This is a genomic window from Chryseobacterium sp. StRB126, from assembly GCF_000829375.1.
GTDB lineage: Bacteria > Bacteroidota > Bacteroidia > Flavobacteriales > Weeksellaceae > Chryseobacterium.
Window position 1 is genome coordinate 446188 of record NZ_AP014624.1, and the last position, 12632, is coordinate 458819.

The 12632-nt window shown below is 36.4% G+C and carries 12 protein-coding genes; 11 read left to right on the forward strand and 1 reads right to left on the reverse strand.

Annotated elements, in window-relative coordinates; all coding sequences use genetic code 11:
* Positions 1-7 precede the first annotated feature (7 nt).
* The 11 genes from nrfD to CHSO_RS02015 all read left to right on the forward strand — a co-directional run bounded on the left by nrfD (position 8) and on the right by CHSO_RS02015 (position 11531).
* Positions 8-1405, forward strand: coding sequence for an NrfD/PsrC family molybdoenzyme membrane anchor subunit (gene nrfD, locus CHSO_RS01965; RefSeq protein ID WP_045491788.1), 1398 nt, complete (start codon positions 8-10; stop codon positions 1403-1405).
* Positions 1392-1913 (forward strand): DUF3341 domain-containing protein, encoded by a 522-nt coding sequence (locus tag CHSO_RS01970; RefSeq protein ID WP_045491790.1) that lies wholly within the window; start codon positions 1392-1394, stop codon positions 1911-1913. The genes nrfD and CHSO_RS01970 overlap by 14 nt, the downstream gene beginning before the upstream one ends.
* 1 nt (position 1914) lies before the next feature.
* A complete protein-coding gene (locus CHSO_RS01975) occupies positions 1915-2601 on the forward strand; it encodes a c-type cytochrome (protein WP_045491793.1) in 687 nt (228 codons plus the stop codon).
* A gap of 8 nt (positions 2602-2609) precedes the next feature.
* Entirely contained in the window at positions 2610-3941 is a 1332-nt protein-coding gene (locus tag CHSO_RS01980; RefSeq protein WP_045491796.1) for a hypothetical protein, read from the forward strand.
* Positions 3942-4111: 170 nt separating this feature from the next.
* Positions 4112-5317, forward strand: coding sequence for an NTF2-like transpeptidase (locus CHSO_RS01985; RefSeq protein ID WP_045501726.1), 1206 nt, complete (start codon positions 4112-4114; stop codon positions 5315-5317).
* On the forward strand, positions 5318-5854 hold the full coding sequence (locus tag CHSO_RS01990) for an adenine phosphoribosyltransferase (RefSeq protein ID WP_045491799.1): 537 nt from the start codon (positions 5318-5320) through the stop codon (positions 5852-5854).
* A 158-nt stretch (positions 5855-6012) separates the two neighbouring features.
* A complete protein-coding gene (locus CHSO_RS01995; protein WP_045491802.1) occupies positions 6013-6720 on the forward strand; it encodes a tetratricopeptide repeat protein in 708 nt (235 codons plus the stop codon).
* A 3-nt stretch (positions 6721-6723) separates the two neighbouring features.
* A complete protein-coding gene (ribH, locus tag CHSO_RS02000; protein ID WP_045491804.1) occupies positions 6724-7242 on the forward strand; it encodes a 6,7-dimethyl-8-ribityllumazine synthase in 519 nt (172 codons plus the stop codon).
* Positions 7243-7457: 215 nt separating this feature from the next.
* Complete coding sequence (locus CHSO_RS02005; protein WP_045491806.1) at positions 7458-9536, forward strand: LTA synthase family protein; 2079 nt, start codon at positions 7458-7460, stop codon at positions 9534-9536.
* A 171-nt stretch (positions 9537-9707) separates the two neighbouring features.
* Entirely contained in the window at positions 9708-10553 is an 846-nt protein-coding gene (locus CHSO_RS02010) for a hypothetical protein (protein WP_045491808.1), read from the forward strand.
* 114 nt (positions 10554-10667) lie between these two features.
* Positions 10668-11531, forward strand: a complete 864-nt coding sequence (locus CHSO_RS02015; protein WP_045491815.1) for a neutral zinc metallopeptidase — start codon at positions 10668-10670, stop codon at positions 11529-11531.
* 150 nt (positions 11532-11681) lie between these two features.
* Here CHSO_RS02015 and CHSO_RS02020 read toward each other — a convergent pair whose 3' ends face one another.
* Positions 11682-12533 carry a GLPGLI family protein gene (locus CHSO_RS02020; protein ID WP_045491820.1) on the reverse strand — a complete coding sequence of 284 codons (852 nt, stop codon included), beginning with the start codon at positions 12531-12533 and terminating at the stop codon, positions 11682-11684.
* Positions 12534-12632: the final 99 nt, after the last annotated feature.

Below are 12632 nucleotides of genomic sequence, written 5' to 3' on the forward strand. Positions count from 1 at the left end.
GTAAAAAATGTCAGGACATTACGAAGCTCCGATAAGGGAACCTCTAATTATTGGTCACAAAACTTATCACGATATCACAGAAGATATTGCACGACCTATCGAAGAAAGAGCAGGTAAATTATGGTGGATTTCATTATATGCAGCCTTAGTTCTATTCATCTATGGATTCGGATGTATCGCTTATACTATCGGGACAGGTATTGGATCATGGGGGCTTAACAGAACTATTAACTGGGGTTGGGATATTACCAACTTCGTATGGTGGGTAGGTATCGGTCACGCCGGAACCCTAATCTCAGCAGTATTATTATTATTTAGACAGAGATGGAGAATGTCTGTAAACAGATCAGCAGAGGCGATGACGATCTTTGCGGTTGTACAGGCAGCAATCTTCCCTGTAATTCACATGGGTAGAGTTTGGGTTGGATACTGGGTATTCCCATTACCAAACCAATTCGGTTCTCTTTGGGGGAACTTTAACTCTCCTCTACTTTGGGACGTATTTGCAATCTCTACGTATTTCTCAGTATCAACTGTATTCTGGTTCATGGGACTGATCCCTGACTTTGCAATGATCAGAGATAGAGCGAAGACTCCTTGGACTAAGAAGATTTATACTTTCCTTGCATTCGGTTGGGGTGGTAAAGCAAAACACTGGCAAAGATTCGAAGAACTTTCTTTGGTTCTTGCAGGGTTAGCAACTCCACTTGTATTCTCAGTACACACAACCGTATCTTTTGACTTCGCGACTTCAGTAATTAAAGGATGGCACTCAACGATCTATCCTCCTTACTTCGTTGCTGGTGCGATCTTCTCAGGATTTGCAATGGTACAGACACTATTGTTGGTTGCAAGAAAAGTGTGTCACTTAGAAGAGTATATTACAATGTATCATATCGAAATTATGAACATCGTAATCGTTCTTACAGGTGGTATGGTAACTGTAGCTTATGCTACCGAGTATTTCATCGGATGGTATTCCGGATCTAGATTTGAAGACTTTACTTACCTTTCTCCAGGTGCTGCAGTAGGACCTTACTGGTGGGCATTCTGGTCACTAATCATCTGTAACCTTGTGGTTCCTGCTTCTTTCTGGTTCAAAAAAGCTAGAACGAACATTATCTGGACATTCATTGTTGCATTGATTATTAACATCGGGATGTGGTTTGAGCGTTTTGACATCATTGTTATCAACCTTTCTAGAGACTACTTACCAGGATCTTGGACAATGTTTAAGCCAACGATCATTGATGTGGGTGTATACTTAGGAACAATCGGATTCTTCTCTGTATTATTCTTATTATATGCAAGAACATTCCCTGTAATTGCACAGGCTGAATTAAAATCGATTTTGAAAATCTCAGGTGAAACTTATAAAGCAAAAGAAGGAGATGAGCACCACTAAAATTGTATACGGACTTTATGCTGACGACGACGATTTAATGAACGGCGTTAAAGCATTCAACGATAAAGGAATCGCAATAAACGAGGTTTATACTCCGTTTCCGGTTCACGGACTAGACAAAGCTTTAGGGTTAAAGAAAACCAGAATTTCTGATGCTGCTTTCATCTATGCTTGTTATGGTGTTACTATTGGTGCTACAATAACTTGGTATGTGATGAATCATGACTGGCCTCAGAACATTGGTGGTAAACCTGCTTTTGACTGGGCACACAACATGCCGGCATTCGTAGTTCCAATGTTTGAATTAATGGTATTCTGTGCAGCTCACATGATGTCTTTAACTTTCTTAGTTAGAAACAAAATGTATCCAGGAGCTCCAGCGCAGAATCCAGATCCAAGAACTACTGACGATAAATTCATGATGGAATTCGTAACTGAAGATGTAGAATCTGTAAAGCAGTTGCTAATTGAAACTGGAGTTGAAGAAATAACTGTTAAAGACGCTTAAAATGAAAAAGAACGTATTAAGAATTGCAGCAGTTTTAGGTTTAACAACAGTTTTACTTAACTCTTGCGGACCAAAGGAGAATACTCCGTTGGTATATTTCCCGGACATGTATTTTCCGGTAGCTTATGATCCATTGATGAAAGCTCAGGATGCGTATTCAGATCATGAAAATGAAATTCCGGCTTTTGTTAGAAATAATGGTGCAACAGGTCTTTCTCCAGTAGAAGGATCAGTTGCTCAAAATAAAGATGGAGTTTTTGAAGAAGGATTAAAACCAAAGAATGTTGACGAGTACAACGCAGGTTATGATGCTTCTAAAAAACTAACAGCTTCTCCTCTAAACCCAGCTAATGCAGCTAAGGATCTTGAAAGAGGGAAAGTATTGTTCGACCACACTTGTGCTGCATGTCACGGAACAGGAGGTGATGGACAAGGACCAATTGTACAAACAGGAGCATTCTCTGGAGTGCCGAACTATGCAGATAGAGAACTTACAGTAGGGTCTGTTCATTATGTATTAACAAACGGTAGAAATGCCATGGGATCTTATGCGGGACAATTAAACGCAGGAGACAGATGGAGAGTAGCTATGTATGTGATGAGTGCTTTCAAAAAAGGAGCAGCAGCACCGGCAGCAGCTACAGCGGCGGCACCAGCAACTGAAACGACTACCGAAACTAAAAAATAAGAAAAGAAATGTATAGTTTTTCACCAAAATTAAAATCAACTTCTATCATACTTCTTGTTGTAGGTTTAGTTCTGTTTGGTATTGGTTTCTTTATGAACAAAGGACTTTCTACTGAGCAAATAGAACACATGATGGAAGCGGTTCATGCTTCTGGACATGATGCTCCTACACACTCAAGTGAAATGGTTGGACCGCAGGATCATGCTGCTCACTTAGAGCATGCTACTATGCAAGTCCACAACCAGCCTTTAGCATCGCTGCATTTTGTAGCTGTGTTCTTCTTTGGAGTAAGTTGTGCTGTATTGTTTTTTTACTGTATTCAGCATGCTGCCCACGCTGGTTGGCCAATTATTATTACAAGAGTAATGGAAGCTATCGCTTCTTACATTCCTTACGGAGGTGCTATTCTGGTTATTATGATGATTTTAAATATCACTCATAATGGCCACCTATTCCACTGGATGGATCCGGAATTAACGAATCCTGAATCAGCACACTTTGACGTAATTTTATTCGAAAAGAAAAGATTCCTAAACATACCTTTCTATGCTATCAGAACGATCATTTATGTAGTAGGTGCTTCTTTCTTCGCATGGAAACTTAAAGCTCAGTCTAAAAAAGTGGATGATACTAAATCTAAAGTTGAGTATCAAATGCTTTACAGATGGGCAGTAGGATATATTGCATTCTTCGGATTTGCTTCTGCTGCTTGGGCTTGGGACTGGTTGATGTCTATTGACCCTCACTGGTATTCTACAATGTATATCTGGTATTCAATGGTTAGCTGCCTTTCAAGTGGTATTGCTGTAATCATTCTATTAAGTGTTTACCTTAAGAAAAATGGATTCCTACCACAGTTCAATGACAACCACTTGCATGATTTAGGAGTATTCCTTTTCGCTACAAGTATGCTTTGGACATATACATGGTTCGCTCAGTTCATGCTTTATTGGTATGCCAACGTTCCGGAAGAGGTTAACTACTTCTTTGGAAGATTCCAACACTATGGAACTACATTCTTACCAATGCTGATTATTAACTTCTTATTACCACTATTGGTATTAGTAAGTAGCAGCATCAAGAGAAACTACAAAGTGGTTACCACAATGGCAGTAGTAGTTATCTTAGGACACCTTTTAGATTACTTCAACATGGTAATGCCGGGAACAGTAGGACCATTCTGGAACACTCCTGAAGTATTCTTGTTAATCCTAGGAGCAGTTCTATTCGTAGCTGGACTATTTATGTTTACTGTACTTTCAGCTTTATCTAAACTGAAGTTGATTCCTACAGGAAACCCTTACTTACACGAATCTGAAATTTATGAGTATCCTTTCTAAGGACTTGTAATACAATAAAACTTTAAAAGACTGATTGTTTAAACAATCAGTCTTTTTTTTGTCAAAAGTATACAGACTATTTTAAAGATGATATCATGAAAAAAACAAAACAAAAAATAAAATCTACTATTAATAAAGGTTTTAGTAAATTTGCAACAAACCAAATAAAAATGAAAAAGTTTTCTTTTCTACTTGTTTTCAGTCTGTTGCTTTTTACAGCATGTAAGAAAGATCATGTAGATGCTACGAATACTAAAACGCTGCAGTCAAGTATCAATGATATGACTTCCAGCCTACCTACCATTAAACAGATTAAGTTTAATGAAGCTCTTTATATTCTTAAAACATTTGGCGTGGAGGCTGATGGGGATGTAAATGAACTTAAAGCTCTTGGAAAACTGATTAACGGGAAAAAAGTTCCCGAGATTATGACCCTGGCTGATGAAGTTGCACAAAAAAACGGAATTGAATGGGCCAGTACTAATCCACCTTCATTAGGTGAAATGAATATCTTCGGTGATGATAAAGCTAAAGAAAGCGATCCTAATGACGTAAAAGCAGGAGCATTATCTATTGTAACAAACCCAACGGGTGATGACGGAAATGGTGCACCAACAGCAATCCAGATCGTACCAAGATTAGTAGATGCTGCCGGAAAACCAGTATCATTTACAGGTGCCGGTTTGGAAGCTACTTTAGAAGTCTTCAGCAATGGAGTAAGACTTTCAACAGCTAAAAACCTGATGCAGGATAACAACTTTAAAGGATTTAACCTTAAATTCTCTTCTATTCCTGCTTCAAAAGTGGTAGATAACAAAATTGACATCACCGTTTCTGTAAAAACAACGGCAAAGACATTCAAAATGTCTAAAATCGGCTTGGATGTAAATGCAGCAGCCCTGAAGGTTCCTGCCGTTCCAAAAACAGATACAGCCGCTGTACCACAACAGCCAAGTGCAGTAGTAGATCCGAATAATCCGACCACTACTACTCCACCTGCAACTACAGAGCCTGGAACTACCACTCCTGCAACACCAGCTGCTCCAAAACAGCCAACTGCAGATCCAAAAAATACAGTAAGTAAATTTCTAAGCAGCGTAAGTTCTCAGAACCTAAAAGCAGCTTATGATACATCCAATAATCCAAGCTGGGGAAGCTATGAGTCTTTCTCCAACCCTAATTCAGGTTTTGGAGCTGTAAAAAATGTAAGCGTTAAAAACATTACCACAAGTGCAACTAATGCTAACGGGGCAAGTGTAAACGCTACTTATGATGTAACGGATAAAAACGGAAAGACTACTTCATTAAAAGTAACTTTCGGACTTAAAAATGTAAACGGAGACTGGAAAATTTCCAGCTATAAAATCAACCCATAAATGGCTTCAGCTGAACTAATCAAAAGACTAGAAGAAACAATTGAAAATATTCCGGACTTTCCTATTCCAGGAATTCAGTTTAAGGATATTTCACCTATTTTTTTAGATCCGAAACTTTATGAAGATGTAATTACAGACCTTGCGGCTAACAGTAAAGGAAAAATAGATGCAGTATGCGGAATAGAAAGCCGTGGTTATCTTTTTGGAATTGCGATTGCCGTAGCATTGGAAGTTCCTTTTATCTTAATCAGAAAAGCAGGAAAACTTCCACCACCTGTCATTTCAGAAAAGTATGACTTGGAATATGGAAGTGCTATAATTGAAACCCGAGAAGGGCAGATAAAACCAGGGCAAAGGGTTTTAATCCATGACGACCTTCTGGCAACAGGAGGAACAACAGAGGCAGCCGCTAAATTGGTAGAAAAACAAGGAGCAACCGTTTCTCAATTCAGTTTCCTGATTGGTTTAAAAGGACTGAATGGAGATGAAAAACTGAAAAAGTTTGGTGCAGAGGTCTATCACATTTTAGACTATTAGTCTGTATAGATAAAAAAATAATGCTTCGTAAACTATGTTTTCGAGGCATTTTTATTATTAACGATTGATAATTCATAACATTTATAGAATAATGCTCTAAAAGTATTTTGTAAATCTCTAAGAAACAATTAAATTTGCAATTCAATTTTTAAAAACTTATGGCAAAATTGGGAAAGAATGCTCAGAATGAGCAAGAAGGTAAAGAAACGGTTGAGTTCTTCAAAGATCTTGACAGAGAGGCCTTAAACACTGAGAGATTTCTTGAAAAATATTCAAAACCTTTAGGGATTGTATTTGGAGTTTTAGTTTTGGGAGTTTTAGGATTCTTCGGATATAAGCAATTTGTAGTTGCTCCTAAAAATGCTGAAGCTGTAAAAAGCTTCCTTGCTGCTCAGAAAAACCTTACAGAAAATAAAAACGCTGAAGCTTTGGGAGGAAAGTCTGCTGCAAACCCAGGTTTCATCGGAACTTCTAACGAATATTCGGGAACAAGCATCGGTCAGCTATCTGCTTACAATGCTGGTTTATTGAAATTCAAAGAAGGTAAATTCCAAGAAGCTTACGATCTTTTAGATAAATTCTCTTCTGACAACAAGACGCTAATGGCAATGAAATATGGAGCTATGGCTGATGCGAAATCAGGATTGAATAAAAATGACGAAGCTTTATCATTATTAGACAAAGCAGCTACTGCTTCTGATGATCCTTATACAACTTACTTCTTCACAAGAAAAGCAGGTATCTTAGCATTAGGATTAAAGAAAAATGCAGAAGCTAAAAAATACTTCTCTTCAATTGACGAGAAATATCAGGATTATGACAACGGAATGTCTGATTCTTACATTGAAATGACTAAATATTATTAAAAAATGGCAACAGTTAATCTTTCCGATTACAAGCCACTTCATATAACGAATGCCGAAGATTTTTCTATCGGCATTGTTTTTTCTGAGTGGAATGATTTTGTAACGTACAAGCTTCGTGATGCAGCTTTGGAAATCCTTGAAAAAGAAGGAGTAAAAACAGAAAACATCAAACTTTTCCCTGTTCCAGGAGCCTTTGAATTAAACTATGCAAGTATGCAGCTTTGCAAAGAAAGAAAATATGATGCTATAATCTCTATCGGATGTGTAATTCGTGGAGAAACGCCTCATTTTGATTATGTTTGTTCTGCTGTAGCACAGGGAATCAAAGACTGTAATGTCATGACTGATACTCCTACCATCTTCTGTGTTCTGACAGATGATACCAAAGAGCAATCCATCGCAAGAAGCGGGGGCGACCTTGGAAACAAAGGTGTAGAAGCAGCAGTTACAGCCTTAAGAATGATTGATTTCAAAAAGAAATTATCTGATAAAAAAGGAAACATCGGTTTTGGACATTCTTAATCGTTGACCTATTTTAGCAATATATCAGGACTATTTTTTAATAGTCCTTTTTTGTTGGAAGACTTTAAAACTAAAACAATCTTTACTAAACGTACGTTTAAATAATGCCTCATAATTCTTAAAATCTTATTAATAAATATCAGGTTTTACTTTTTTTCACCCAAAATTTGTATACAACAACTATCTTTGTGAAAAATCGTATAGACCATAAATCCATGTTTCTAAAAAAAATAAAACCTTTCCTATATTTAGGAGTTTTTTATCTGATTATTTCCCTGCTTGTAAGGACAATATTCTTTTTCCATCCTATCACCACAGCCAGTTTTGGATTTTTTGAGATCATTAAAGTACTGTTTGTAGGTCTTATCAACGATATTTTTGTTTTTATCCTCGCCAGTACTATCCTTGCCCTTTACTTTTTATTCCTTTCCAATTCGAAATATAAAAAGCCGTATGGATATATTATTTTTGGAGCATTAGCTGCCTTTTTCCTGTATATCTGGCTTATTCCAAACAATATTTTCAAGCAATACGGAGGCTCTGTAACGGAAGTAGCTCTTAGTTTTGTAGGGATAAAGGCTTTCCTATTTGGATTAATGCTTTTCCTTCCAACCCAAAGGATAAAAATCCGTAATGGTTTATATTTCATCACATTATTGCTATATGTACTGTTGATCATCTTCAATGGGGTAAGTGAGTACTTCTTCTATAATGAATTCGGAGTGCGTTATAACTTTATTGCAGTAGATTACTTAATCTATACCAATGAAGTTATTGGAAATATCATGGAAAGCTATCCTGTTATTCCCCTGTTTTCAGGCATAATGCTTGTTACATTAACCATTACCTGGTTTATCTACAAAAAGACTAAAGATGAATTGCTGGAGCTTCCTAACTTTAAACAGAAATTGATTTTACTGGGATCTTTTGCTGTACTTTGTGGCATCAGTTTACTGACCCTTCCATCATTAATGCAAATTAAGTCTGACAATGTTTTTGCTGATGAAATCGAAGCCAATGGACTTCCTAAGTTTTACTGGGCTTTTACCCATAATGAACTTGATTATTTCCAGTTTTATTCACAGCTTAATCAACAACAGGCAGAGAAAAATTTTCTGAGCCAATATCCACAACATACTTTATCAAGAAACATTGTAGCAGAACAACCGGAAGTAAAGAAAAATGTAGTATTGATCTCTATAGAAAGTCTTTCTGCAGATTTCCTTGAACATTATGGAAATACTCAAAAAATCACTCCGTTTCTGGATAGCCTTGCAGATAAATCTTTGATGTTTACTAACCTTTATGCTACAGGAAACAGAACCGTACGTGGGTTGGAAGCTTTAACACTTTGTATTCCTCCTACTGCTGGAGAAAGTATCATCAAAAGAAATGACAACAAGAATAAATTCACTACAGGAAATGTATTTAAATCAAAAGGATATGATGTTAAATTCCTGTATGGTGGATACAGTTATTTTGATAACATGCAGGACTTTTTTGTTGGAAACGGATATGATATTGTAGACAGAAATAACTTTAAACCGGAAGAAATTACCTTTGCCAATGTTTGGGGGGTTGCAGATGAAGATATGGCCAGAAAAGCCATTAAGGTTATGAATGCTGAAGCTAAGTCAGGAAAACCATTCTTTAACCATTGGATGACCGTTTCCAACCACAGACCTTTCACTTATCCTGATGGAAGAATTGATATTCCGGGAACTTCAAAATCCCGTGAAGGAGGTGTAAAATATACAGACTATTCACTGAAACTTTTCTTCGATATGGCAAAAAAGCAGGATTGGTATAAAAATACAGTCTTTGTTATTATTGCAGACCACTGTGCCTCCAGTGCCGGAAAAACAGAACTTCCAATGGACAAATACAGAATTCCTGCAATGATCTTTTCAGAAGGATTTATTCAGCCACAGAAGTTTGATGCATTGATGTCTCAGATTGACGTAATGCCTACCCTTTTCGGATTGCTGAATTTCAATTATCAATCTAAGTTCCTGGGGCAGGATGTTTTCAAACCAGAATTCCAGCCTAAGGCATATATTGCCACTTATCAGGATCTTGGTTTTGTAAAGGACAATCGTTTAACCATTATTTCTCCTGTTAAAAAGGCAAAACAATATTCTCTGGAACTGGAAAAAAGTGATCTTGCTCCTGAGTTTAAATTGTATTACGATGAAAAGCTGTTGAAAAACAAAGATCAGAAACTGATAAATGACGCTATTTCAGCGTACCAATCAACATCTTATTGGCTGAAAACCAAACAGCTTAACCGATAAGAACAAGCTTAATAAAAACTTCCTTCAGAAGGTATTTTAGTTATATTTGAAAGAAGAAAACAATAATAAAAAATTCAGGAAGAGAATTAAAAACTGTAAATAAATAACAGGATTTAATTACTGATGAGTTTTATACTTTAGCATATGAAGTATTCATTTATACATAAGAGGATGTTTTTCATCCTCTTATTTTTATTTTCAGGAGTAAGAGCTCAGACGCTTATCATTACCAATAACATTGGAATCCCTATCATTGTAAAAAATGGCAAAAAGGAGGTAACTCTAAACAATCAGGGTAAGAAAGAGTTTACTGAGACTAATAGAATCGAGATAAAAATATCAGACAATAAGTTTAGGTATATTAATTTATTTCTTGACCCTATAGATAAGCTAAAGATAACCATGGGTAAAAATAATGAAATGATTTACTCCGGAGATAAAGCCGCCCTTCACAAGTACCTTACTGAAACATTAAATGTTGATACTTTTGGCAAAATCAATACTTATGAACTAATAAGTCAGAAGAAAAATAGTGGTGAATTAAAAAATATATCAGAGTTGCTTCTTCTGGATATTTTAAAGAAAGTCCAATTATCTAACATTGTGATTTCCCCGGAAGATAAAATTTCAACCAGAAGCTTAAAAAATTATATCAAATATAACTGGCTCAGTACAATATTTTCTACAGTTGACCGAAGAGAAACAGCCTTTAAAAAAGATGTCATTAATTATTATTTCAAAAAATATATAGAAACAGATATTTCCAGATTCAGCTGTACAACATCATTACCTTATAGCGTCATTGAAGTTTTAGCAAAAAACAAGTCTTTATTGCAGACAGAACTACCAATTTACCCAATTGTTGAGCATACAGACGATGATAATATTAATCAATACCTGCCACAAAACTGCCAAAAACAGTATTTTCAGCAAAAATATAACTATCTGGAACACATCAATGGGCACAATAAAGAATATTATAAAAAAGTTCTCAGAGAAAAGTTTAATGAAGAATAGTAAAAATATCATTCAAAAGTTTGATAATTATCCTGATAAAAACTTTCCCTTCATAACATTTTAATTATTGTAAGATTTAATTTTATAAATTTACGACACAAAAAAGATATTATTATGAGATGGACAGACGACAGAGGCGGTAACGTTGATGATCGCCGTGGCTCCGGAGGCGGAGGTGGTGGTATGATTGTAGGCGGCGGGCTCGGAACTTTAATTATAGCAGCCATTGTTTTCTTTTTGGGAGGTGATCCTTCCGGTATTTTGAATTCCGGCAGCATACAGTCTTCAGGAAACACAGGAGAAAGAAGAGAACTTACCGCACAGGAAAAACAGATCGGAGAAATGGTGGATATGATGTCCGGATGGAATACCCTAACCTGGGATCAGATCTTTAAAGAAAACGGGATGACTTTTTCTGAACCTAGAATTGTACTTTTCGAAAGCACTACCAATTCTGGATGTGGTACAGCACAATCTGCTATGGGGCCTTTTTATTGTCCAGCCGATCAGAAAATTTATATGGACATGGAATTTTTCAGTGAGCTTCAACAAAGATTCGGAGCAAAAGTAACTGAATTTACAGTGGCCTATGTTCTTGCTCATGAAATGGGCCATCATGTACAAACTCTTTTGGGAACCACCCAAAAAGTAGATGCCTTGAGAAGAAGTGGAAGATATTCCGAAGCAGAAATGAACAGAGTATCCGTAGCTACAGAATTACAGGCAGATTTCTATGCCGGAGTTTGGGCCAAACGCACGGACGATTCTAAAAAAATTCTGGAACCGGGAGATATTCAGTCTGCTATAGATGCAGCACAAGCCGTAGGTGATGACAATATCCAAAGAAGAGCACAGGGATATGTGAATCAGGAAAGTTTTACCCACGGATCATCTGCACAACGTAAAGAATGGTTTATGAAAGGATATAACACTGGTGATATCAGACAGGGTGATACCTTCAACCAACTTTTAAAATAATCGATAGACTTACATTATACAATAAGCGCCAGTGAACAGATTCACTGGCGCTTTTATTTTATTTCAATCGGGTTGAATTAGGACGATCCATCATCCCGTTTTCCTATTGATTTTAAACCTATATTAGGCTTATTTAGAATACCTCCTTATTTATTGTAGTTCAATCGGGTTACTGTTCTTTTTAACTTCTTCTTTCATCCTTTCTTCCATTCTCTTTTTCATATCAGCAGGATTTTGATTCCCACCGCCAGGACCTCTTCCGCCGCCATCTATTCTCATCGTAGTAGCCATACCGCCAGATCCCTGGTTCATAAATGACATTGGATCTGTTTTAAATTTTTGCTGTTGTTTTATAAAATCGCTTCTTTTTACTTTTAGAGTATTTCCAAACTGATTTAATGTAGGCAGTTCCCCAATCTTATAGTTCTTCATCAGATCAAAAGAATAATCTCCTTTATCATCCTCCACTTTTACAATCAATCCTGGAAGACCACCAAATTTATAGGGTCCATCCTGATAAGGCAGATCTGTTGTAAACCATGCAGTCCATTTTCTTCCCCCAAAATCTGTTTCTGCTTTCTGAACCTTATACTCCCCTATTTTTGTTGTTTCCGAAGAAATTTTCCAGTTTAAAGGTCTATCTTCTTCATAAGAATAAATATCTCTTCCTATTCGATCTTTAAAATACGTTTTCTGATTTGTTTTATCTTTTTCTACGGAATAATTAATATTGGATCGTAAGCCTTCCATCTGATCTCTGTTAATACTTCCTCTTCCGCCGCCGCCCTGAAAGGCTTTCTGCATGATAGAATCTCTTTTGATCCTGTTTTCAGAATAAAAAATCGATTTATCCTGAGAAATATCAAGATATGCATTTTCAGTTTTAGTATCTGCTTTATTTTCAGCGTCTGGCTTCATCGTTACCTGATATACAAATCGGTTAGTTTGTGCAGAAACCTGCTGTATAAACAGTACCAGAGCAATAATACCTATTCTTTTCATATTCGAGTCAATTTATGTTTTGGATTTCAAAACATTACCAAGGTTAAACTCATCAATGATAAAAATCGATAAAATAAAAATGCTGATTTTTATATCCTG